The organism is Chromobacterium sp. Beijing (assembly GCF_021496765.1).
Lineage (GTDB): Bacteria > Pseudomonadota > Gammaproteobacteria > Burkholderiales > Chromobacteriaceae > Chromobacterium.
Window position 1 is genome coordinate 5,129,355 of record NZ_CP053750.1, and the last position, 21,871, is coordinate 5,151,225.

General features: G+C 64.1%; 22 protein-coding genes. 15 read left to right on the forward strand and 7 right to left on the reverse strand.

Translation table 11 applies throughout. The features are described from left to right. Positions 1-237: 237 nt before the first annotated feature. From HQN78_RS24045 to HQN78_RS24075, 7 genes are all read right to left on the reverse strand, one after another. A complete protein-coding gene (locus HQN78_RS24045) occupies positions 238-1,518 on the reverse strand; it encodes a ferric reductase-like transmembrane domain-containing protein (protein ID WP_235086862.1) in 1,281 nt (426 codons plus the stop codon). Between the two features lie 86 nt (positions 1,519-1,604). Further along, positions 1,605-3,023 (reverse strand): efflux transporter outer membrane subunit, encoded by a 1,419-nt coding sequence (locus tag HQN78_RS24050; RefSeq protein WP_235086864.1) that lies wholly within the window; start codon positions 3,021-3,023, stop codon positions 1,605-1,607. After that, positions 3,020-4,120: an ABC transporter permease gene (locus tag HQN78_RS24055; RefSeq protein ID WP_107800462.1), complete on the reverse strand. Its 1,101-nt coding sequence runs from the start codon at positions 4,118-4,120 to the stop codon at positions 3,020-3,022. Before HQN78_RS24055 ends, HQN78_RS24050 begins: the two co-directional genes overlap by 4 nt. An 11-nt stretch (positions 4,121-4,131) precedes the next feature. Further along, positions 4,132-5,265: an ABC transporter permease gene (locus tag HQN78_RS24060; protein WP_235086867.1), complete on the reverse strand. Its 1,134-nt coding sequence runs from the start codon at positions 5,263-5,265 to the stop codon at positions 4,132-4,134. After that, positions 5,262-7,001: an ATP-binding cassette domain-containing protein gene (locus HQN78_RS24065; RefSeq protein ID WP_235086869.1), complete on the reverse strand. Its 1,740-nt coding sequence runs from the start codon at positions 6,999-7,001 to the stop codon at positions 5,262-5,264. Before HQN78_RS24065 ends, HQN78_RS24060 begins: the two co-directional genes overlap by 4 nt. A 1-nt stretch (position 7,002) precedes the next feature. Continuing rightward, positions 7,003-7,986 carry a secretion protein HlyD gene (hlyD, locus tag HQN78_RS24070; RefSeq protein WP_235086871.1) on the reverse strand — a complete coding sequence of 328 codons (984 nt, stop codon included), beginning with the start codon at positions 7,984-7,986 and terminating at the stop codon, positions 7,003-7,005. Beyond that, positions 7,983-8,618 (reverse strand): TetR/AcrR family transcriptional regulator, encoded by a 636-nt coding sequence (locus HQN78_RS24075; protein WP_235086873.1) that lies wholly within the window; start codon positions 8,616-8,618, stop codon positions 7,983-7,985. The genes hlyD and HQN78_RS24075 overlap by 4 nt, the downstream gene beginning before the upstream one ends. Before the next feature lie 283 nt (positions 8,619-8,901). Here HQN78_RS24075 and HQN78_RS24080 point away from each other — a divergent pair, with 283 nt between their 5' ends. The 15 genes from HQN78_RS24080 (at position 8,902) to HQN78_RS24150 (ending at position 21,849) form a co-directional block, all read left to right on the forward strand. After that, entirely contained in the window at positions 8,902-9,633 is a 732-nt protein-coding gene (locus HQN78_RS24080; protein WP_235086875.1) for an S-methyl-5'-thioinosine phosphorylase, read from the forward strand. Between the two features lie 123 nt (positions 9,634-9,756). Continuing rightward, entirely contained in the window at positions 9,757-10,527 is a 771-nt protein-coding gene (rfbF, locus tag HQN78_RS24085; protein ID WP_235086877.1) for a glucose-1-phosphate cytidylyltransferase, read from the forward strand. Next, positions 10,524-11,600 (forward strand): CDP-glucose 4,6-dehydratase, encoded by a 1,077-nt coding sequence (gene rfbG / locus HQN78_RS24090; RefSeq protein ID WP_235086879.1) that lies wholly within the window; start codon positions 10,524-10,526, stop codon positions 11,598-11,600. Before rfbF ends, rfbG begins: the two co-directional genes overlap by 4 nt. Further along, positions 11,588-12,151: a dTDP-4-dehydrorhamnose 3,5-epimerase family protein gene (locus HQN78_RS24095; RefSeq protein WP_235086881.1), complete on the forward strand. Its 564-nt coding sequence runs from the start codon at positions 11,588-11,590 to the stop codon at positions 12,149-12,151. The genes rfbG and HQN78_RS24095 overlap by 13 nt, the downstream gene beginning before the upstream one ends. Beyond that, entirely contained in the window at positions 12,148-12,750 is a 603-nt protein-coding gene (locus tag HQN78_RS24100) for a methyltransferase (protein ID WP_235086884.1), read from the forward strand. The genes HQN78_RS24095 and HQN78_RS24100 overlap by 4 nt, the downstream gene beginning before the upstream one ends. After that, positions 12,750-13,370, forward strand: a complete 621-nt coding sequence (locus HQN78_RS24105; RefSeq protein ID WP_235086891.1) for a methyltransferase C-terminal domain-containing protein — start codon at positions 12,750-12,752, stop codon at positions 13,368-13,370. The genes HQN78_RS24100 and HQN78_RS24105 overlap by 1 nt, the downstream gene beginning before the upstream one ends. Positions 13,371-13,446: 76 nt before the next feature. Then, complete coding sequence (locus tag HQN78_RS24110; protein ID WP_370646622.1) at positions 13,447-14,478, forward strand: DegT/DnrJ/EryC1/StrS family aminotransferase; 1,032 nt, start codon at positions 13,447-13,449, stop codon at positions 14,476-14,478. Between the two features lie 19 nt (positions 14,479-14,497). After that, complete coding sequence (locus HQN78_RS24115; RefSeq protein ID WP_235086894.1) at positions 14,498-15,946, forward strand: AMP-binding protein; 1,449 nt, start codon at positions 14,498-14,500, stop codon at positions 15,944-15,946. After that, complete coding sequence (locus tag HQN78_RS24120) at positions 15,943-17,037, forward strand: hypothetical protein (protein ID WP_235086896.1); 1,095 nt, start codon at positions 15,943-15,945, stop codon at positions 17,035-17,037. The genes HQN78_RS24115 and HQN78_RS24120 overlap by 4 nt, the downstream gene beginning before the upstream one ends. Continuing rightward, positions 17,030-17,743, forward strand: coding sequence for an acyl-CoA reductase (locus HQN78_RS24125; RefSeq protein ID WP_235086898.1), 714 nt, complete (start codon positions 17,030-17,032; stop codon positions 17,741-17,743). The genes HQN78_RS24120 and HQN78_RS24125 overlap by 8 nt, the downstream gene beginning before the upstream one ends. 38 nt (positions 17,744-17,781) lie before the next feature. Then, positions 17,782-18,228: a hypothetical protein gene (locus HQN78_RS24130; RefSeq protein WP_235086900.1), complete on the forward strand. Its 447-nt coding sequence runs from the start codon at positions 17,782-17,784 to the stop codon at positions 18,226-18,228. 33 nt (positions 18,229-18,261) lie between these two features. Further along, entirely contained in the window at positions 18,262-18,510 is a 249-nt protein-coding gene (locus HQN78_RS24135) for a phosphopantetheine-binding protein (protein ID WP_235086902.1), read from the forward strand. After that, the gene (gene fabZ / locus HQN78_RS24140; protein ID WP_235086905.1) at positions 18,507-18,995 is read left to right on the forward strand and encodes a 3-hydroxyacyl-ACP dehydratase FabZ; all 489 of its coding nucleotides are present in this window, start codon (positions 18,507-18,509) and stop codon (positions 18,993-18,995) included. Before HQN78_RS24135 ends, fabZ begins: the two co-directional genes overlap by 4 nt. After that, entirely contained in the window at positions 18,992-20,782 is a 1,791-nt protein-coding gene (locus HQN78_RS24145) for a thiamine pyrophosphate-binding protein (protein WP_235086907.1), read from the forward strand. The genes fabZ and HQN78_RS24145 overlap by 4 nt, the downstream gene beginning before the upstream one ends. 14 nt (positions 20,783-20,796) lie before the next feature. Continuing rightward, a complete protein-coding gene (locus HQN78_RS24150) occupies positions 20,797-21,849 on the forward strand; it encodes an N-acetylneuraminate synthase family protein (RefSeq protein WP_235086909.1) in 1,053 nt (350 codons plus the stop codon). Positions 21,850-21,871: the final 22 nt, after the last annotated feature.

The following is a 21,871-nucleotide window of genomic DNA, read 5'->3' on the forward strand; positions in this document are numbered from 1 at the left end:
AGAACCTGTTTACGATCTGCTACGCTGCGGTGGGATGGATAGAAAAGGGCGTTGGAAAAGACCTCAGAATGCTGATGTACCGTATGTACATTCCGCTTCTTCGGTTGTTTCCGCCTTGTCTCGCTCTAGCTCGCGAGACTTTGAACAGACTCTAGACTAGCGATGCGCCAGCCGCCTTGCAGCGGCTTGCTTGAGTGTATGACGGGCGTTCCGGCAGGTCGGAACGCCCGTCTTGCGTCAGCGCATTGAGAACGCCTCGTGGTGGAAAGCCGGCGCCTGCGCGCCGCGTTGTTTCAGGCCGCGCCGCAGCGCCTCGCCCAAGCCTTGCGGGCCGCAGAACCAGACCTCGTCCACTTCCGGCAGCATGCCGGCGTTCAACTGTGCCCCGGCTTCGCTCTCGATCAGATGCAGCCGCACGCCGTGCTGATGGCAGGCCTGGCGCATTTCTTCCAGCCGCGCCGCTTCGCCGCGGCTGCGCACGCAATAATAGAAATCCACGTCCAGCTGCTTCTCCTTCAGTTCCCGGCTTTGCAGCCAGGCCAGGAAGGGGGTGACGCCGATGCCGCCGGCCACCCAGGCTTGGCGCGCGCCGCCGCGCGGCTGGAAGCGGCCGTAAGGGCCTTCCACGGTGACGGTCTGGCCGATCTGGAGTTCGGTTGGCAGGCGGCGGGTGTAATCGCCCAGCGCCTTGATGATGAAACGCAGCCGGCCGTCGTCATGGTCGGCGCTGGCGATGGTGAAGGGGTGGGCGCCTTCCGCGGCGTCGAAGCTGACCAGGGCGAATTGTCCGGCGCGGTGGCCGGGCCAGGCGTCCATCTGGCAGATCACTTCCAACTGTCCGGCCGGCAGCGTTTCGATGCCGCACACCCGGCCGGGGTATTGTTGTCGCTTGCCGATGCGGCCGGCCAGCGAGTAGAGCGCGCAGCCGGAGCCGATCAGCATCAGCGCGGCCAGCAGCCAGCCCACCGGCTGCGCCCACATCTCGGCCGGCATCAGGATCAGGCCGTGGAAGGCGCCCATCAGGTAGAGCGGGGCGAACAGCTTGTGAAGCTTGCGCCAGAAGCGATAGGGCACGGCGCGCAGCAGCGCCAGGATCACCATGGCCAGCACCGCCCAGGCCGCCCATTCGCCCACGTCCTTGGCCAGCGAGACCAGCGGGTCTTTGCCGCCGCCGCCGCTTCTGACGCGGGGAGCGACCCAGTCCAGCGCCAGCATCAGCTTGGGCGACAGCTTGATCAGCCAGTGAGCCGCCAGCAGCAGGCCGGCGGCGATGCCCAGCTGCTTGTGCAGCGCGTAGAGGCGGTCCAGGCCGCCCAGCAGCGGTTCCAGCCGGCGCGGGCGCGCGGCCAGCAGCATGGCGGCGCTCATGACGGCCATCAATTGCACGCCGCTGAGCATCACCAGTTCGTGTCGCCATTGCCAGTAGTTGGCCGGCAGGCCGTTTTGCCACAGGCTGGCGGCGGCGTACAAGGCGCCGCTGGCGAGCAGCAGGCTGAGCAGGGGGAGTCTAGGGTTCATCGCCATGTCCTTTCTTGCGATAGGGGATTAAGGCGATTGGAACACCGCAAACTTAAGCGCAGCTTAAACGCGGCGCGGGGGCGGGTTTAGCGCGGCGGCGCGTCGGCGGCTAAGGCGCCGCCGCCCAGCGCCTTGTACAGCGCGATCAGGTCGGCGGACAGCGTTTGCCGCGCGGCCAGCCGCTGTTCGCGCAATGCGGCAAGCTGCAATTGCGCTTCCAGCGCATGGCTTTGCGCGGCCTCGCCGACGGCGACGCGCTGGCGGGCGTAGCCAAGCTGGCGTTGCAGCGCGGCTTCTCCCTCGGCCAGCCGGGCGTCCTGGACGCGGCCGGTCTGGCTGCGCAGCAGTGCGGTTTCCACATCGGCCAGCGCTTGCAGCACCGCCTTGCGGTATTGCGCCAGCGCGGCGTCGTAGCCGGCCTCGCGCGCCCGGACCTGGGCTTGCAGCCGGCCGCCGGCGAACAACGGCAGGCTGAGCTGCGGCCCCAGGCTCCAGTAGCGGCTGGCCTGGGAGGCGAAGTCGCCGGGGCGGACGCTGTCCCAGCCGCCGCTGGCCAGCAGGCTGAAGCGCGGGTATTGCTCGGCCGCGGCCACGCCGATGTCGGCGCTGGCGGCCGCCAGCTGCCGTTCCGCGGCGCGCAGGTCCGGCCGGCGCAGCAGCAGTTCCGACGGCAGGCCGGCGGCGGGCGCGGCTGGCAGTGGAGGCTCCGGCGCGGCGGCGTCCAGCAGCGCGCGCAATTGTTCCGTCGGCAGTGCGGTCAGCGGGCCCAGCGCGGCGAGCGCGGCCTGGCGGGCGGCGAGCAGCGGTTGCAACTGCGCGTCGGCGCGCAGCCTTTCGGTTTCCGCCTGATCCAGTTCGCCGGCGCCGGCGAGGCCGGCCTGGACTTGCAGCCGGCTCAGCCGCGCCAGTTCCGCGCGCCAGCGGGCTTGGGCGGCGGCGTTGTCGGCGCGCAAGCCCCAGTAGCGGTAGTCCAGCGCCAGCCGCGCGGTTTCGGCGGCCACGCGCAAGGCGGCGTCGGCGGCTTGTTCCCGGCTGGCGTCCAGCCGGGCGCGGCCGGCTTCCACGCTGCGGGCGGTATGGCCGAACAGATCGATTTCCCAACTGGCGTCGAAGCCGGCGCGGTAGTCGGTAAATAGGGTCTGCGGGTTGGCGAAGGGGATATTGGCCAGCGCTTCGCCGCGGCGGCTTAGTTGGTCGCGGCTGACGCGGCCGCCGGCGTTGAGTTGAGGCCATTGCGCGCCGGTGTTGATCTCCAGCGCGGCGCGCGCCTGGCGGATATTGGCGTCGGCGCTGACTAGGTCCGGGCTATGGCGCAGCGCGGCGCCGACCAGGCGGTTCAGCGCCGGGTCCTGGAAGGCCTGCCACCAGCCGGCGGCTTCCGGCTCGGTTTCCGCGCTGACGGCGGACAGCAGTTGCGCCGGCGTCGGCGACCGGTAGTCGGGGCCGACGGCGCAGCCGGCGAGCAGGGCTAGCAAGACGCAGATGGCGAGGCGAGATGGATTCATTGTCCGCTCCGGTGACGGAAGATCAGGTAGGCCAGGCCAAGGGTGGCGGCGGCGATGAGCAGCAGCGGCCACAAGTGCGGCCAGGCCTCGGCCGCGCCGTAGCCTTTGAGAAACAGGCCCTTGATCACGATGATGAAATGGCTGAGCGGGTCCGCGGCGCTGAGCGCGCGCAGCGGCCAGGGCATGTTTTCCACCGGCGCCATATAACCGGACAGAATCACCGCCGGGGCCATGAAGCCGAACACGCCGAGAAAGGCCTGCTGCTGGTTGGCGCACAGCGCCGAGATCAGCAGGCCGCAGCCGGACAGGGCCAGGCCGTAGCACAGCATGGAAAGATAGAGCAGGGCGACGCCGCCGCCGAAGGGTACTTGGTAGATCCATACCGCGGCGGCGGAAATGACGCTGCCTTGCAGCGCGGCCACCAGCATGCCGGGCACGGCCTTGCCGGCCATGATGTAGCCGGGCGTCAGCGGGGTGACCAGCAATTGGTCGAACGTGCCTTCCTCGCGTTCGCGCGCCAATGACAGCGCGGTGACCATCAGACAGCCTATGGTGGTGATGATGGCCACCAGGCTGGGCAGCACGAACCAGCGGTATTCCAGGTTGGGGTTGTACAGGTGACGGACCAGCAATTGGGCCGGCGGCGGCGCGGGGCTGAGTTCGCGCGCGTACTGGGCGACGATTTGCTGGGCGTAGCCGAAGGCGATTTGCGCGCTATTGGAGCGGCGGCCGTCGATGACGGCTTGCAGCGGCGGCGCGCTGCCTTGAGCCAGCCGCCGGGAGAAATCCGGCGGAATACGGATGGCCAGCAGCGCTTGCTGGCGGTCTATGGCGTCGCGCAACTGGGCTTCGCTGCGGATATTGAGCAGCTGCGGAAAAGCCTGGGCCGCGGCCAGGCGCTGGGACAGTTCGATGGAGGCGGCGCCGCCGTCCTGGTTGTAGATGGCCAGGGTGCTGTTCTTGACCTCCAGCGTGGCGGCGAAGGGGAACAGCAGCAGTTGCAACAGCACCGGCATGATCAGCAGCCGGCGGCTTTGCGGGTTGGACAGCAGGGCCCGCAGTTCTTTGTGGATCAGGGTTAGCAGTGAGTGCCACATGAGAACCCTTTCTAACCGTCCAGCCGACGGCGGAATTTAAGCGCGGTAAGCCCCAGCCAGAAGGCCGCGGACAGCAGCAGCCAGACGGTGTTGAGCAACAACACCGGCCAGATGTCGCCGGCCTGGAACAGGGTTTGCAGCGCGTTGACGAAATAGCGCGCCGGCACCAGATAGGTGGCGGCCTGCACCGACGGCGGCATGCTGTTGATCTCGAATACGAAGCCGGACAGCATGGTGGCCGGCAGGAAGGCGGCGGTGAGCGCGCCCTGAGCGGCGACGAACTGGTTGCGGGTGACGGTGGAGAGCAGCAGGCCCAGGCCGAGGGCGCTGCCCAGGAAGAGGCTGCTGACGATGAACAATAGCCACCAGGAGCCGCGCAGCGGCACGTCCATCAACAGGGTGGCCGCCAGCACGCAGACCAGCATCGCGGCCATGCCCAGCAGGTAATAGGGCAGGATTTTGGACAGCAGCAGTTCGGCGCGGGTCACCGGGGTGGACAGCAGCGCCTCCATGGTGCCGCGCTCCCATTCGCGCGCCACCACCAGCGAGGTGAGCAGCGCGCCGATGATGGTCATGATCACCGAGATGGAGCCGGGCACCAGATAGTTGCGGCTGACGGTGTCGGGATTGAACCAGTAGCGCGGCTCCAGCCGCAGCGGGGCCGGCGGCGGCTGGCCGCGATCCTGCGCGCGCTGGGTCTGCCAGATCTGCCAGGCGCCTTGCAGATAGCTGGCCAGGAAGTTGGCGGTATTGGGCTCGGCGCCGTCGGTGAGCAGCTGCGCCGCGGCCGCGCCGCGTCCCTGGAGGATTTTGGCGGAGAAGTCGGCGGGAATCACCACCATGCCGCGCACTTCGCCGGCGGCCAGCCGCGCGCGCATCTCGGCGCGGTCATGTCCGGGATGGACTTCCAGATAGGGCGAGCCCGCCAACGCGTCGGCGAAGCGGCGGGCTTCGACGCCGCTGTCTTCCAGCACCACGCCGATGCGCACCTTGTTGGCGTCCAGATTGATGCCGTAGCCGAAGATGAACAGCAGCACCATCGGCAGCACGAAGGCGATCAGGATGCTGCTGGGGTCGCGCACGATCTGCATGGCTTCCTTGCGGCACAAGGCCAGCAGGCGGGCGGGTTTGACGGCGGCGCTCATGCGGGGGCTCCGGCGCGGTCGTCGGCCGCCACCAGGCGGATGAAGGCTTCCTCCATGGTGATGTCTTCATCGACGCCGGCGGCCTGGCGCTTGAGCTGGTCCGGCGTGCCGCTGGCGATCAGCCGGCCGCGGTAGACCAGGCCGATGCGGTCGCAGTATTCGGCCTCGTCCATGAAATGGGTGGTGACCATCACGGTGACGCCCTTGTCCACCAGGCCGTTGATATGGGTCCAGAATTCGCGGCGGGTGATGGGGTCGACGCCGGAGGTGGGCTCGTCCAGAAACAGCAGCGGCGGCCGGTGCATCAGCGCGCAGGCCAGCGCCAGCCGCTGTTTGAAGCCCAGGGGCAGCGCGCCGGCGAGCATGTCCAGATAGGGCGCGAGCGCGAACACGCGGACCATTTCGGCGACGGTGTCGCGTTGCGTCTGGCCGCTCAGGCCGTAGATGCCGGAGAAGAAGTCCAGATTGTGGGCGACGCTGAGATTGCCGTAGAGCGCGAATTTCTGCGCCATATAGCCCAGCTGCCGGCGCGCGCGGCTGGCGCTGCGTTTCAGGTCTATGCCCATCACGCTGGCCTGGCCGGCGCTGGGCCGCAGCAGGCCGCACAGCATTTTGAAGGTGGTGGACTTGCCGGCGCCGTTGGGGCCGAGCAGGCCGTAGATCTCGCCGCGCCGCACCTGGAAGTCGATATTGTCGGCGGCGACGAAATCGCCGAAACGGCGTGTGAGCTGTTCGGCGCGGATCACTGCGTCCGGGTCCACGCCGGCGGGCAGTTGCGCCGGCGGCATCTGCTCGGCCAGGCCCGAGTCGCCGCCGGGGCCGCCGCCCAGCAGTTCGATGAAGGCGTCCTCCAGCCGCGGCGGAACCACGATGAAACAGGCGTCCGGCCCGGCCTGCAAGGCGCTCAGCTCAGGCGGCCGGCCGGCCTGGCGCAGCACCAGGCGCAGCGCCTGGCCCTGGATCACGCCGTCCAGCACTTGCGGCTGACGCAGTGCGCGCCGCAGTATCTGACGAGGGTTGCCGGCGATGCCGCGCAGCTGCACGCTGCGGCCCTCCATGCGTCGGATCAGCTCGCCGGGCGCGCCGGCGTAGCTCAGCTGGCCGGCGTTGATCAGCAGCACTTCGTCGCAGCGTTCGGCCTCGTCCAGATAGGAGGTGCTCCACAGCACGGTCATGCCGCCGGCGGCCAGTTCGCCCACCATCTTCCACAGCTCGCGCCGGGAAATCGGATCGACGCCGACGCTGGGCTCGTCCAGCAGCAAGACCCTCGGCTCGCCCAGCAGCGCGCAGGCCAGGCCCAGCTTCTGCTTCATGCCGCCGGACAGTTTGCCGGCCGGCCGAGCGGTGAAACGGGCCAGGTCGGTGAAGGCCAGCAGGCGTTCGAAGCTGTGCCGGCGGCGCTCGCCGGCGACGCCGCGCAGATCGGCGTACAGCTCCAGGTTTTCCAGCACCGTCAGGTCTTCGTACAGGCCGAATTGCTGCGGCATATAGCCGATCAGCGCGCGCAGCGCGTCGCCGTCGGCGATGGGGTCCAGCCCTTCGACGCGGACGGCGCCGTCGCTGGCTTGCAGCAGGCCGGCCAGCAGCCGCAGCAAGGTGGTCTTGCCGGCGCCGTCCGGCCCGGCGAGGCCGGTGATCGCGCCGCGGCGTATCGTCGCGTCTATGCCGGCCAGCGCCTCGTGCGCGTCGAAACGCTGGCGCAGCCTGCGCAGGACGATGGCGTTTTGCGCGTCCATCTCAGCGGCCGTCCGCCAGCGTCACCGTCACCGGCATGCCTTGGCGCAGCGCGGCGTCCGGGTTTTGCACCACCACGCGCAGCCGGTAGACCAGGGCGGTGCGCAGGTCCTGGGTTTCCACGTTCTTGGGAGTGAACTCAGCGCTGGGGGAGACGAAGCCGACCACGCCGTCGTAAGGCTGGGCGCGGCCGTCGCTGCGGACTTTGACCTTGGTGCCGGGGGCCACCTTGCCCAGCTCGGGCTCGGCGACGTAGGCGCGCACCCACACCGGCCGGGTCAGCGACAGGGTGAACACCGGGCCGCCGGCGCTCAGCATGCCGCCGGGTTCGACCGCGCGGGTGAGGATGACGCCGTCGGCCGGGGCCAGCAGCCGGGTGTCGGCCAGTTGCAGCTGGGCCTGAGCCTGCTGCGCCGCCGCGCGTTCGGCGTTGGCGTCGGCCTCGGCGATTTCCTCCTTGCGGTAGCCGCGCTTGAGCGCCTGCCATTGCTGGCGCGCCGCCTCGGCCTGCGCCGCCGCCTGGTCGCGCTGCGCGCGGGCCTCGTCCAGCGCGCGTTGGGCGGAGGCGCCGGTGTCGGCCAGTTGGCGCTGGCGCTGGTAGGTCTGCTCGGCGTTGAGCCGCGCGGCGCGACGCGCGTCCAGATTGGCCTGCGCCTGTTCGATGTCCTCGCCGCGCGGGCCGGCGCGGTACAGCGCCCTGCGCGCTTGGGCGGCGGCCAGGCCGGCGTCGGCGTCGCGCAAGGCGTTTTGGTAAGGCCGCGCGTCCAGTTCGCCCAGTAGCTCGCCGGCGCGTACGCTGGCGCCTTCGTCCACGTTCAGGCTCCGCAAGCGGCCGGCCACCCGGAAGGACAGACTGACTTCGCGGATGTCGACGTTGCCGGACAAGCTCAGGCGCTCTTGGGCGAGCTGCCGTTGCCGCCAGGCGTAGCCGCCTCCGGCGATCAGGGCGACGACGATGAGGCCGATGAGCAGAGGGGGACGCTTCATGGCTGTGGCTCCAATGGGCGCAAACCGCGCAGCGCCCATTGCAGGCGTTGCTCGATATGGCGCGGATCGATGGCGTAGGTGTTGAAAGCTTGCTGGATCAGGCCGGGCAGCAGCGGCTTGCCGGCGATGATGTGCTGGGCCAGCGCCGGCAGCCCCAGCGCCGACATCAGGAACAGCGCCTGGTGCAGCGGATCGCCGCGTTCCAGTTCGCCGGCCTGTTGCGCGTCGGCAATGCTTTGCAGCAGCAGCTTGGGATGGCGGGGCGCCAGCGTGGACAGAAAGCCCTGTGCGGCAGTTTCGCCGGCGGCCGCGTCCAGCAGCATGTGGGCGATCAGCTCGCCGTGTTCGACGACGAAGGCCAGCAGCTGGCGCAGCAGGGTCTGCAGCCGCGGCAAGGCCGACGCTTGCTGCTGCAACTGCGATTGCATGTGGCGGAACAGCGGCGCGTACCAGTTTTCCAGCAGTTCGGCCAAGTAGCGGTCGCGGCTGCCGAAGTGGTAGACGAAGCTGCCAGGATTGACCCCGGCGCGCTGGCACAGGCCGCGCACGGTGAGCGCGCGCAGGCCGGCCTCCTTGGCCATGGCCAGTCCGCAGTCCAGCAATTGCTGTCGAGTCGCGTTGTTCAGTTTCATACATCTATTCTTATACGAACGTATAAGTCCATGCAAGCTGAATTTGTACGTCTGTATAAATCATCGGGAATTCCAGCTGGCTCGCCAAGTGCTTGTTTTCAAAAGCGGCCGTCGCCAGCCCTGCGGCCGCGGGCAAATTCACCGCGCGGCGGCATGTGCCGGCGGAAAATAATCGGCCATAATTGGAGCGTCGGCGCTTCGCCGCAAGCAAGAATCCCACAGCCGCCCAGCTCAGGCCGCGGCAAAAACAGCGATTCGTCGCGCCATTACAAGGGGACACATCATGTTGGCCATCATCGGCGGCAGCGGCCTGGCCCAGCTGCCCGTATTGGAAGTCACCCACCGTCAAGTTGTGCGCACCCCGTACGGCGATCCCTCCTGCGCGCTGACCTTCGGCCTATTGAACGGGCAGAACGTGGTGTTCATCGCGCGCCACGGCTACGGCCATTCGCTGGCGCCGCATGAAATCAATTACCGCGCCAATATCTGGGCGCTGCACGATCAAGGCGTCAAAGGCGTGATCGCCATCGGCACCGTGGGCGGCATCCGCCCCGACATGCCGCCGGGCCGCCTGGTGGTGCCGGACAACATCATCGACTACAGCTGGGGCCGCAAGCACACTTTCTTCGAGGGGCTGGACCGCCCTGTGGTGCACGCCGAATTCTCCTCGCCTTACGACGAGGCGTTGCGAGAGCGCCTGATCCGCGCGATGGCGGACAGCGGCCACAGCGGGGTGGTGGGTGGCGTTTACGCCTGCACTCAGGGGCCGCGTTTGGAAAGCGCCGCGGAAATATTGAAGTTGGAGCGGGATGGCGCCGATATAGTCGGCATGACCGGCATGCCGGAGGCGGCCTTGGCGCGGGAGATGAATCTGCCTTATGCGCATCTGTGCCTGGTCAGCAACTGGGCGGCCGGCAAGGGCGGCGCGGCGACGGTGGAGTTTAATCCGGAAACCGGCGCGCGCGGCGTCGAGGGCGTGATGGCGGCGTTGGCGGCGTTTTGTTGTTCGAAGTAGCTGAAGCAGCAGCGGTAGTCGAATAGTATTTTCGCTTGGAGCAAGGTGCGAGGGCTTGTGCTGGAGAGCGCCGCATTGCAAGGCGTGTGTTCCATTTTGCGAAAAGAATAAATAGGAGCAAATGTGAAAGCGGTGATACTTGCAGGCGGGCTGGGTACTCGAATATCGGAAGAATCCTATTTGAAGCCTAAGCCGATGATTGAAATTGGCGGCAAGCCTATTTTATGGCACATCATGAAGACTTATTCGCATTACGACGTGAATGAGTTTGTGATTTGCTGCGGCTACAAGGGCTACATTATCAAGGAGTATTTTGCGAATTACTTCTTGCATATGTCCGATGTCACTATTGATATGTCCAATAATGAGATCGAGGTGCATCAGCGCTATGTCGAGCCTTGGCGAGTGACGCTGGTCAATACCGGCGAGGATACTTTGACTGGCGGGCGGCTTAAGCGAGTCCGAGAGCATTTGAATAACAAGCCTTTTTGCTTTACCTACGGCGACGGGGTTGCCGATATCGATATTAGGGCTTTGATTGAGTTTCACCGTTCGCACGGCAAGGCGGCCACGGTTACCGCAATTCAGCCGCCTGGCCGTTATGGCGCGCTGAAAATCAAGGGTGAAACGGTGAGCGGGTTTCAAGAAAAGCCGGCCGGCGATGGGGCTTGGATTAACGGCGGTTTTTTCGTGTTGGAATCTCAGATCTTCGATTACATCGAGGATGATCAGACCAGTTGGGAGGCTGAGCCTCTGGTGCGCTTGGCCAAGGAGGGGCAGTTGATGTCCTATCGGCATAAAGGCTTCTGGCAGGCAATGGACACGCTGCGCGACAAGAACCAGTTGGAAAAACTGTGGGCGGACGGCAATCCTCCGTGGAAGGTGTGGTCGTGAGACTGTTTGGCGATCGCTATCGTGGCTGCAGGGTGCTATTGACCGGCCACACCGGTTTCAAGGGCAGCTGGCTGGCCGCCTGGCTGACGCGTTTGGGGGCCGATGTCACCTGTCTGGCTTTGGAACCGGACGGCTCGCCCAATCACTGGGATCTGCTGGAATGTCCGGTGCGGGACCTGCGCGGGGATATTCGCGACCCCGCAGCCGTGCGCGCCGCATTTGATCAGGCGCAGCCGGAGATGGTTTTTCATCTGGCGGCTCAGGCCTTGGTCAGACGTTCCTATCGCGACCCGTTGCAGAACTGGTCAAGCAATGTGATGGGAACGGCCCATGTTCTAGAGGCGTGTCGTCAAACCCCTAGCGTGCGCGCCGTAGTGGTGGCGACTACCGATAAGGTCTACGCCAATCATGAGTGGTCTTGGGGATATCGAGAAGTGGATGCGCTGGGCGGCCATGACCCCTATAGCGCGTCCAAGGCCGCTTGCGAGCTGCTGGTGGACAGTTATCGGAAGTCTTTCTGGCAGAACGACGACGCGCCGCTGTTGGCAACGGTTCGCGCCGGCAACGTCATTGGCGGAGGAGATTGGTCCGAGGATCGCTTGATTCCTGATCTGGTGCGCGCCGTGGCGCAAGGAAGGGCCTTGCACATCCGTTCGCCCAGCGCTACGCGGCCATGGCAACACGTGTTGGAGTGCCTGTCCGGCTATCTGCTGCTTGGCCAGCGTTTGCTTGAGGGTGAGAGAGTCTTGGCCGAGGCCTGGAATTTTGGCCCGCAGGCGGAGGCCAACCGCAGCGTGGCGGATGTATTGGCGAAGCTGCAGCGGTTTTGGCCGCAATTGGCTTGGCAAGCGGCGGCCGGTGAGCAGCCGCATGAGGCTGGCTTGTTGTACCTGGATTGTGCGAAATCCCGTAGTCGCTTGGGCTGGTTTCCAGTATTGAGCTTGGAGCAAGGCCTGGAGATGACGGCGGACTGGTATCGTCACCACCACGCCTCCGGGCAGATCATCACCTTCGATCAACTTGCGAGCTATATCGAGTCCGCTCGCGCGGCAAACGCGGTTTGGGTGTCCTGATGCGTATTCGACAAACCAGCATAGACGGCGCCGCGCTTGCGGAGACTGCGCCTTATGCCGATCACCGAGGCGCGTTTTCCCGTTTGTTTTGCGAGCAGGAGCTGGCCGGCTTGCTGGGCGGCCGACGCATCGTTCAGATCAATCACTCGCGGACCCAGGCGCTTGGCGCGGTGCGCGGCATGCATTTTCAGCACTCGCCGCATGCTGAGATGAAAATGGTGCGCTGCATTCGCGGCCGGGTATGGGATGTGCTGGTGGATCTGCGCGCGGGCTCTCCCACTTTCCTGCATTGGCATGCGGAAGAGCTGAGCCCCGACACGGGACGCATGCTGATCATTCCCGAGGGCTGCGCGCATGGTTTCCAGGTGCTGGAGCCGGACAGCGAGCTGTTGTATCTGCATACGGCGTTCTATCAGCCCGCCGCCGAAGGAGGCTTGCGTTACGATGAGCCGCGGGTGGACGTCCGCTGGCCGTTGCCGGTCCGCGATCTTTCCATGCGGGACCAAAACCATCCCTTGTTGTCCTCTGATTTCACCGGGCTTGAACCATGAATTGCCGACACTGCGCAGAGCCGTTGCAGCACACCTTTCTCGATCTAGGCTTCGCGCCGCCGTCCAACGCCTATCTAAGCGAGGCGGAGTTGAGCGCGCCGGAAACTTATTTCCCGCTCAAGCTGAAAGTTTGCGGCAATTGCTGGCTGGTTCAGACCGAGGATTACGCGAAGGCGGACCTGCTCTTTTCCAAGGACTACGCGTATTTCTCCTCGACATCCAGCAGCTGGCTGGCTCACGCGGCGCGCTATGTCGACGAGATGCTCGGGCGCTTAGGACTGGGCGCGGACAGCTTTGTCGTCGAGGTTGCCGCCAACGACGGTTATCTGTTGAAGAATGTGCTGGCCGCCGGCATTCCTTGCCTGGGCATCGAGCCGACCGCCAGCACCGCCGCGGCCGCGGAGCGCTTGGGCATTCCGGTGTTGCGCGAGTTCTTTGGAGAGGACTTGGGGCGGCGTCTGGCGTGGGAAGGACGACAAGCGGATTTGATCGTCGGCAATAATGTGTTTGCCCATATCCCGGACATCAACGATTTCAGCCGTGGTCTGAAAGCGGCGCTCAAGCCTGGGGAACCATCACGCTGGAGTTTCCGCATCTGATGCGCCTGGTCGAGCATGTCCAATTCGATACGGTCTACCACGAGCACTTCTCCTACCTGTCGCTGTATACCGTTTCCCGCATTTTGGCCGCCGCCGGCCTGCGGGTGTTCGATGTGGAGGAACTGCCGACCCATGGCGGCAGCCTGCGCGTGTTCGCCTGCCACGTTGACGACGAGAGAGCCGATGGTCCCGCCATCGCCGCCGTGTTGGCCGCGGAGGCCGCGGCCGGGCTGCGTCAACTGACGGTCTATGCGGCCTTCCAGCAGCGGGTGGACGAGGTGAAGGATGGCTTGCTGACTTTCCTGCTGGAACAAAAGCGGACCGGTAAGAAAGTGGCCGCCTACGGCGCTGCGGCCAAGGGCAATACTTTGCTCAACTACGCCGGGGTGAAGCCGGATCTGCTGCCTTTCGTCTGCGACGCCGCGCCATCGAAACAGGGCAAATACCTGCCGGGCAGCCATGTGCCTATTTTCGCGCCGGCAAGGATGGAGCAGGAAAAACCCGACATCGTGCTGATCCTGCCCTGGAATATCGCTGCCGAAGTCATGCAACAGCTTCACTATATCCGGGAGTGGGGCGGCCGCTTCGCCACCGCGGCTCCCGCGCTGGAGATTAGATGAAACCGCGTATCCATTACACCAAGCCGTCCATCACCGATCTGGAGGTCGAATACGCGACCGATGCCGCCCGCAACGGCTGGGGCGAGCACTGCTACGACTACATCGTCAAGTTCGAGGCCGCGTTCAAAAACCATCTGGGGTGGGCTATGCGATTGCGACCTCCAGCTGCACCGGGGCCTTGCATATGGGGATGGCCGCGCTTGGCATCGGTCCCGGCGATGAAGTGATCCTGGCCGACACCAATTGGATTGCAACGGCTTCTCCCATCGTCCATCTCGGCGCCGAGCCGGTGTTCGTCGATATCCTGCCCGACTCCTGGTGCCTCGACCCGGCCCAAGTGGAGGCGGCCATCACGCCGCGGACCAAGGCCATTGTGGCCGTGCATCTGTACGGCAATGTCTGCGATATGGACGCTTTGCTGGCGATAGGGCAACGTCACGGGATTCCCGTCATCGAGGACGCCGCCGAGGCGATCGGCTCCGAGTATCGCGGCAAGCGGGCCGGTTCTATGGGGCGATTCGGCGCATTTTCCTTTCACGGCACCAAAACCTTGACCACCGGCGAAGGCGGCATGTTCGTCACCAATGACGCCGAGCTCTATCAGCGCGTGCTGACCCTCAGCAATCATGGCCGCGCCAGCGGTCAAAGCAAGCAGTTCTGGCCGGACTTGGTGGGCTTCAAATACAAGATGTCGAATATCCAAGCCGCGCTGGGCTGCGCTCAGATGGAGCGCATCGAGGAACTGATCCAGCGCAAGCGTGAGATATTCGACGCTTATCGCCAACGGTTGCAGCCGCTCTCCGGCGTGAGGATGAATCCGGAACCCGAGGGCGTCGTCAATGGCGCCTGGATGCCTACCGCGGTGTTTTCGCCTGAGACCGGGGTTACGCGCGAGGCGCTGCAGGCGGCGTTCGCTGAGGAAAACGCCGATGCGCGGGTGTTCTTTTGGCCTTTGTCGGGCTTGCCGATGTTTGACGCCAAGCCAGAAAACCGCAATGCCTGGGCCTTGCCGGCCTGCGCCATCAATCTGCCCAGCTTTCACGATATGACGCCGGATGACATCGAGCGCATCGCGGGCGTGGTGCGCGATGTGCTGCAAGGCCGCTGAGCGGATGAAGCATTCTGCGATGAGGGCGCTTAGCCTGATGGAAGCCATGACCGGCGCGTTCGCGGAGCATGGCGCGCGTCCGCTGTTCGAGTCGGAGCAAGGCGAGGTCGTCTCATATGGCGAGGTGCTGGCGCTGGCGCCGCCGTCGCTGGGGAGCGAGTTGGCGCGGCGGCTGGTGTTCTGTCTTTGCGACAACGATATAGGCGGTTTGGCCGGTTATTTCCATCTGCTAAGCGTCAACGCGGTGCCTTTGATGCTGGCCGCCAATCTGCCCAGTCAGCAATTGCAGCCCTTGCTGGACGCGTATCGGCCCGCGTTCATCTGGCTGCCTGCCGCGAGGCGCGCGGAGTTTCCAGAGGCGACGGCTCTGTTTGCCTACCGCGATTACTGCTTGATTGCGCAAGAGGAGGCCGACTATCGCGTTCATGACGAGCTGGCCTTGCTGCTGAGCACCTCGGGCAGCACCGGTAGTCCCAAGTTTGTGCGTTTGTCGCAGCGCAATGTGTTGAGCAACGCCATGGCCATCGCCCAGTATTTGGAGCTGGGTGCCGACGAAGTGCCGATTACCACTTTGGCGCCCAGTTATACCTACGGACTGTCGATCCTGCACAGCCATGCCTTGGCGGGAAGCAAGATCGCGGTGAGCCGGAAAACGTTTCTCGAGCGTGGTTTTTGGGGCTTCCTGCAAGCCGTTCGCGCGAGCAGTTTCGGCGGCGTGCCCTACCATTACGAGATGCTGAGGAAGTTGCGCTTCACCGGCATGGAGCTGCCCAGCTTGCGCACGCTGACCCAGGCCGGAGGGCGAATGGCGCCGGAGCTCAGCCGCGAGTTCGCATTGCATTGCCAGAGCCGCGGCATACGGTTTTTCACCATGTATGGTCAGACCGAAGCCACGGCCAGGATGTCTTATCTGTCTGCGGACAAGGCGGCGCTCAAGGCGGGCAGCATAGGCGCGGCGGTGCCGGGCGGCGAGTTCTGGCTGGAGGATGAGCGCGGCGAGCGGCTCGACGGCGCGGAGGCGGAAGGGGAACTGGTGTATCAAGGCCCCAATGTCTCTATGGGCTATGCTTGCGGATTCGGCGATCTTGCCGCGGGCGACGAGCGCCAGGGCGTGCTGAGAACCGGAGACGTCGCGCGTAGGGACAGCGACGGCGATTACTACATTGTTGGGCGGTTGAAACGTTTTTTGAAGCTGTTCGGCCATCGAATCAATTTGCAGGAAGTGGAGCAGTATCTGCTTGACGCCGGCCATGTCGCCGCTTGCGCCGGCGTCGACGACAGGCTCGAAGTCTATGTGCCGCAGGGCGACGCGGCCCTGGCCAAGGAGATCAAGATCATGCTGGCGCGCTATCTGACGGTGACGCCGCAGTCGGTCAAGGTGATGACGGGAGGCGATTTGCCGCGCAATGCTTCGGGAAAGATCTTGTATTCGGAATTGACGCCGCAAGCTTGGGGAGCTCAGGCATGAGCGCGCCGGATTTCACGCCATGGCTGGAGTGGGGGCCGTATTCGTTGGATGCGGCGGCCAAAGCCGCCGCGCTCTCCGCCGCTTTGCGGGAACTGACGCAATGGCATGCCGGCCAGTGCCCGGAGTATGCGCGAATCCTGGCATTGCAGGGCGCGGAAGACGCGTCGGCCGTTGGTCTGGCGGGGGTTCCATACCTGCCTGTCCGCTTGTTCAAGGAGTTTGATCTGCTCAGCGTGGAGCGCAGCCAGGTATTCAAGACCATGACTTCGTCGGGCACCTCTGGTCAGCAAGTGTCGCGCATTTATCTGGATAAGGAGACGGCGGCCTGGCAAACCAAGATCCTGACTCGGCTGATGGGAACGGTGCTGGGCAAGAAGAGATTGCCGATGCTGGTGATCGATTCGCCAAGCGTGCTGCGGGACCGGGCGGCGTTTTCCGCGCGGGGAGCCGGCATACTGGGCTTCTCCCTGTTCGGACAGGATGTGACGTACGCGCTGAATGAGAGAATGGAACTGGATCTGGGCCTGGTGCAGGCCTTTCTGGAGCGGCATGCGGGGAAGCCTATCTTCATCTTCGGTTTTACCTTCATGATCTGGCAGCATTTGGTGCTGCCGCTGCGGAAAATGAATCAACGCCTGGCTATCGCCGGCGGCATTGTGCTGCATGGCGGAGGCTGGAAAAAGTTGCAGGATCTGGCCGTGGGCAATGAGGATTTCCGCCGCGCGCTTCAGGAGTGCGCCGGCGTTGAGCAGGTGGTGAATTATTACGGCATGGTCGAGCAGACCGGCTCCATCTTTCTGGAGTGCGAGCAAGGCCATTTGCATGCCTCCATCTATTCCGATGTCCTGGTTCGCCGGCCCGGCGATTTCAGCCTTGCGGGCGTGGGAGAGGAGGGCTTGATCGAGGTCTTGTCGCTGGCGCCGCGCAGCTACCCCGGCCATGCGCTGTTGACCGAGGACCTGGGCGCCGTGCTGGGCGAGGACGATTGTCCTTGCGGTCGGCTGGGCAAGTATTTCAAAGTGTCCGGCCGCGTGGCGCGGGCCGAAGCGCGTGGTTGCAGCGATACCTATGCTTATGAAGCGCATGTCTGATATCCCCGTAGAGATTCTGGCCGGCGCCAGCCCGGAGCGGATCGCCTGCCGGCCGTTGCCGCCTTACTCGCCTAGCTCCATCGCGTTTTTGGCGGATCTTTCCAAGGCCTTGTTGTCGCGTCCGGAACTGCGGCGCTATCCCGATATCGCCGCGTTTGCCTTCTGGTGCCGCAAAGCCAATCTGAGGCGGCTGGCCGGGGCCTTTGGTAAGGCCGGGCATAGGCTTGGCCGCGGCCTGGCCTTGCATATCGCGCCATCCAATGTGCCGGTCAATTTCGCTTTCTCGTTCGCCTTCGGATTGCTGGCGGGCAACGCCAATATCGTGCGCGTTCCCGGCGCGGCTCATCCGCAAGTGGCGGTGATCTGCGAGGAGATCGAGCGCCTGTTTTCCCTGCCGGAACACGCGGATATCGCGGCGATGAACGCCTTGATCCGTTACCCGCGCAACGACGATGTCACGGCGGCGCTGTCCCGCGCCTGCCATGCGCGCGTGCTGTGGGGCGGAGACGGCACCATTGCCCATTTGCGGGCGATGCCGACGCAAGCGCGTTGCGTGGATATCGCTTTTGCCGACCGTTACTCGCTGTGCGTGATGGCGGCGGAGGCGGTGCTAACGGCTTCCGAGCCGCAACTGAGGGGCTGGCCGAAGGGTTTTACAACGATGTGTTTTTCCTGGATCAGAACGCTTGCTCGTCGCCGCATCTGATTTTATGGCTGGGCGGCCAAGAGCAAGCGGAAGCGGCGATGCTTCGTTTCTGGCCGGCGATGCAGCGCTTGCTGGCGAGCAAGGGCGCGACGCCGGCGCTGCACGCTGTCGAGAAGTTCACGCATTTGTGCCGCACGGCCATTCATTTGGATGCGGCCGTTTCTTCGAGCCGGCACGCCAACGATATTTATCGCGTGCGTTTGGCGGAACTGCCTGAGGATATCGATATTCATCGAGGGAGCCATGGTTTCTTTTTTGAATATGTCTGCGCCGATCTGAATTGCCTGAAGCGGATAGTGGGCGAGCGTTATCAAACCCTGAGTTGTTTTGGCGTGGACAGGCAGCAATTGATCCAGTTTGTCGTGGCCGAAGGCCTGATTGGCATAGACCGGGTGGTTCCGGTGGGCAAAGCATTGGATATCGGCGTGATTTGGGACGGCTACGACTTGGTCGGCACGCTATCTAGAGTGATCAGCGACCGGTAAACTAAGGTTTTTCAACTTTCGACGGATTAAGCGATGAGTCATCTTGAAAAATACGACCAGGCTTTCATGGAAACCTTCATGGTGGAGCAAAAGGATTTGGCTGCGCTGAAGTATCAAGACATCGCGGCTTGGGACAGTGTGGGGCATATGGCCTTGATGGCGGCGTTGGAAGAGGCGTTCGACATCGAGATGGATATCGACGACATCATCGAGTTTTCCAGCTATGCGGCGGGCCAGGGGATTTTGGCCAAGTACAAGGTCGTCATCGAGCCGGCGGCATGAGCACGCTGAACGGACCGGCGGCCCTCGATATCAAGGACATCATCCAGTGTCAGCGCAACCGCTATCCTGTGCTGTTGATCGACAAGATTGTTGAGTTGCAGCCCGGAGAACGGGCGACCGGCGTCAAACGGTTTACTTACAACGAGTGGTTCTTTCCCGGCCATTTCGATGATGAGCCCAATGTGCCCGGTTTCGTTCAGATCGAAACCCTGGTTCAGACCTTCATCCTCACCTTCTTGTGCAAGGAGGAGTACAAGGGAATGAAGACCAACTTCGTCTCAATCAACAATATCCGGTTCAAACGCAAGATTGTGCCGGGCGACACCCTGCGCATCGAAGCCAGCCTGAAGTCCTTCAAGCGCGGCATCGCCATCGGCTCGGCCGAAAGCTTTGTGGATGACGAGCCGGCGTGCAGCGCCGAATTCGTGGTGGCGGTGCCGGATATTCTTGATCAGTTCAAACCCAAGGCGCCGAGGGAAGCATGATGATGCGGGTTGCGGACTACATCATGCAGCGGCTGGCGCAAGCCGGCGTGGAACATGTGTTCCAGGTGACTGGGCGCGGCTCCTTGTTTCTGAACGACGCTTTGGCCAAGCATGCGGCTTTGCAGCCGGTGTCCTTGCATCATGAGCAGTCCTGCGCGTTCGCCACCCTGGCCTATGCGGAGCAAAGAGGGGGCTTGGGCGCTTGCCTGGTGTCTACCGGCTGCGCATCCACCAATACCTTGACCGGCGTGCTCTGCGCCTGGCAGGACGCGGTGCCGTGCATTTTCATCTCGGGCCAGAATACCCTGCGCGAGACCAGCCGCCATACCGGCATTCCCTTGCGCACCTACGGGCAGCAAGAGGCCGACATCGTGGCTCTGGTGAGCCCGATAAGCAAGTTCGCGCGCATGATCTCCACGCCGGAGGAAATCGTCCCGGCGATGGAAGAGGCGTTGCGGCAAGCCATGTCCGGCCGCAAAGGCCCGGTCTGGCTGGATATCCCGCTGGATCTGCAAAGCGCGTTGATCGATCCGGAACAGATCGAGCGTCCCGCTGCGTACCCGGTAGAAGCGCCGCGGCCGGCGCCGCAAGACGTGGCCGCGGTGCGCGCTCGCCTGCGCGACGCGAAACGACCGGTATTGCTGATTGGCAGCGGCGTGCGCGCCTCGGGCGCGGAGGATTTGCTCAAGACCCTGGTCGAGCGCTGCAATATTCCGCTGACCTATACCAGCGCCGCGCCGGACAGCTATGGCGCGGCCCATGATTTGTCCATAGGCTCGGTTGGGTCCATGGGCTGCTCGCGCGCCGGTAATTTCGCGGTGCAGAACGCTGACTTCGTGCTGGTGCTGGGCTCGCGGCTGTCTTCGCTCACCACGGGTCCTGACTTCTCCAAATTCGCGCGCGGCGCGCATACCGTCGTCGTGGACATCGATCCAGTTGAACACAGCAAGGACGGCGTCCGCATCGACCAATTGGTGCAAGCCGACGTCCATGCCTTCCTCAGCGCGCTGTTGAGCGAGAATACGCCGACGGCTCCGGCGCCATGGGCCGACAAGTGTCGGTATTGGAAGGCGCTGTTCGGCGCGGTAGAACCTGCGTTCGCCTCCGACGCCGCCGTCGATCTTTATCAGTTGGCCGAGTCCCTGGGACGGCTGCTGCCCGCGCCGGCCACGTTGGTGACGGACTCGGGTCTGGCCGAAGTGATTCTGCCGACCAATATGCGCTTTTCCTCCGGAATCAACTGTGTCCATCCGGTTTCCCAAGGCTCGATGGGTTTTGCCTTGCCCGCGGCCATAGGAGCATGGCATGGCCGCGCGCAGCCAGTGGTCGCCGTCATCGGCGACGGCTCCATCATGATGAATCTGCAGGAGCTGGAGAGCATCCGCTATCAGCGCTTGCCGATCAAGGTGGTGGTCATCAACAACAATGTCTACTCCATCATCCGGCGGCGGCAGCGGGATCTGTTCCGCAAGCGGACCATAGGCACGGATCCGGACAACGGCGTCAGTTGTCCCGACTTCGCCCAATTGGCCCAGTGTTTCGGTTTCCACTACCAGAGGATTGAGCGTACATCCGAACTGGATGCCGGTTTGACCGCCATGCTGGCCCACGACGGGCCGGTGCTGTGCGAAATCATGGGGCGAGTCGATCAGGGTTATATCGAGTTGGGCCATGCCCGCAGCGAGGCGGACCGCCGGTTTGTGCGTCGTCCGCTGGAAGATCAGCAGCCTTTTCTTGAACGCGAATTGTTCTTGCGAGAAATGATAGTCGAGCCCATCGACCAGTAAGCCGGAGACCTTGCATGTCAGTGATTACCCTAGGCAATGGACGCCAAGTCGGGGATTATCTAAAGCCCTATGTGGTGGCCGAACTCAATACCAGTCATTTCGGCGATCTGGGCATTGCGCGCGCGATGATAGACGAGGCCAAGGCCGCCGGTTGCGATTGCGTGAAGTTTCAGTCCTGGAGCGCGGAGACGCTTTATTGCGACAGCTATTACCAGGCCAACGCCATCGCCAAGCGCATCGTCAAGAAATTCGCTCTGGACGGCGCCCAGCTCAAGGAGCTGGCCGAGTACGCCGCTGCGCAGGGCATCGATTTCGCTTCTACGCCTTACTCCATCCAGGAGGCTGAATTTCTGCTGTCGGAGTGCAAGGCGCCCTTCATCAAGATCGCCTCGATGGAGCTCAACAATCTACCCTATCTAGAGCAGCTGGGACGCCTGGGCGCGCCGCTGGTGCTATCCACCGGCATGGGGTCGTTCGAGGAAATCCGCGAGGCTGTGCGCGCGATCGAGGCCAGCGGGAACCGTCAGCTGATCATATTGCACTGCACTTCGATCTACCCGTCTCCTCCCCAACTGATCCGTCTGCAGAACATCGCCGGCTTGCGCAGCGAGTTTCCCGCCTTCCCCATCGGCTATTCCGATCACAGCCAGGGCATTGAGATACCCGCCGCCGCGGTGGCGCTGGGGGCCTGCCTGATCGAGAAGCACTTCACTTTGGATAGCTCGCGCATCGGCATGGACAATCAGATGGCGACGGAGCCCGAAGAGATGCGGGCGATGATACGCGCCTGTCACCGGGTGCAGGAGGCCATGGGCGGCGCGGGGCGCGTGCTGAGCGATGAAGAGCGGGCGCAAGCATTGAAAATGCGCCGCAGCATCGTCACCCGACGCGCTTTGCCCGCCGGCCATGTATTGACCGAGGCCGATTTAGACGCCAAGCGCCCCGGCGACGGCATTGCGCCATCGCAGTTGGCGGTGGTGCTTGGGCGAACGCTCAAACAGGATCTGGGCGCTGAGACGGTGCTGACGTGGGCGTTGCTGGCGGACCATGAGCCGGCCTCTACTTAAGGTGAAAATGGGACATTGAACG

Bases quoted from the DNA above. Each gene is read 5' to 3' on its own strand.
- HQN78_RS24045 (WP_235086862.1), bottom strand. From the start codon at position 1,518: ATGAACCCTAGACTCCCCCTGCTCAGCCTGCTGCTCGCCAGCGGCGCC.
- HQN78_RS24050 (WP_235086864.1), bottom strand. From the start codon at position 3,023: ATGAATCCATCTCGCCTCGCCATCTGCGTCTTGCTAGCCCTGCTCGCC.
- HQN78_RS24055 (WP_107800462.1), bottom strand. From the start codon at position 4,120: ATGTGGCACTCACTGCTAACCCTGATCCACAAAGAACTGCGGGCCCTG.
- HQN78_RS24060 (WP_235086867.1), bottom strand. From the start codon at position 5,265: ATGAGCGCCGCCGTCAAACCCGCCCGCCTGCTGGCCTTGTGCCGCAAG.
- HQN78_RS24065 (WP_235086869.1), bottom strand. From the start codon at position 7,001: ATGGACGCGCAAAACGCCATCGTCCTGCGCAGGCTGCGCCAGCGTTTC.
- hlyD (WP_235086871.1), bottom strand. From the start codon at position 7,986: ATGAAGCGTCCCCCTCTGCTCATCGGCCTCATCGTCGTCGCCCTGATC.
- HQN78_RS24075 (WP_235086873.1), bottom strand. From the start codon at position 8,618: ATGAAACTGAACAACGCGACTCGACAGCAATTGCTGGACTGCGGACTG.
- HQN78_RS24080 (WP_235086875.1), top strand. From the start codon at position 8,902: ATGTTGGCCATCATCGGCGGCAGCGGCCTGGCCCAGCTGCCCGTATTG.
- HQN78_RS24100 (WP_235086884.1), top strand. From the start codon at position 12,148: ATGAATTGCCGACACTGCGCAGAGCCGTTGCAGCACACCTTTCTCGAT.
- HQN78_RS24105 (WP_235086891.1), top strand. From the start codon at position 12,750: ATGCGCCTGGTCGAGCATGTCCAATTCGATACGGTCTACCACGAGCAC.
- HQN78_RS24115 (WP_235086894.1), top strand. From the start codon at position 14,498: ATGAGGGCGCTTAGCCTGATGGAAGCCATGACCGGCGCGTTCGCGGAG.
- HQN78_RS24120 (WP_235086896.1), top strand. From the start codon at position 15,943: ATGAGCGCGCCGGATTTCACGCCATGGCTGGAGTGGGGGCCGTATTCG.
- HQN78_RS24125 (WP_235086898.1), top strand. From the start codon at position 17,030: ATGTCTGATATCCCCGTAGAGATTCTGGCCGGCGCCAGCCCGGAGCGG.
- HQN78_RS24130 (WP_235086900.1), top strand. From the start codon at position 17,782: ATGCTTCGTTTCTGGCCGGCGATGCAGCGCTTGCTGGCGAGCAAGGGC.
- HQN78_RS24135 (WP_235086902.1), top strand. From the start codon at position 18,262: ATGAGTCATCTTGAAAAATACGACCAGGCTTTCATGGAAACCTTCATG.
- fabZ (WP_235086905.1), top strand. From the start codon at position 18,507: ATGAGCACGCTGAACGGACCGGCGGCCCTCGATATCAAGGACATCATC.
- HQN78_RS24145 (WP_235086907.1), top strand. From the start codon at position 18,992: ATGATGATGCGGGTTGCGGACTACATCATGCAGCGGCTGGCGCAAGCC.
- HQN78_RS24150 (WP_235086909.1), top strand. From the start codon at position 20,797: ATGTCAGTGATTACCCTAGGCAATGGACGCCAAGTCGGGGATTATCTA.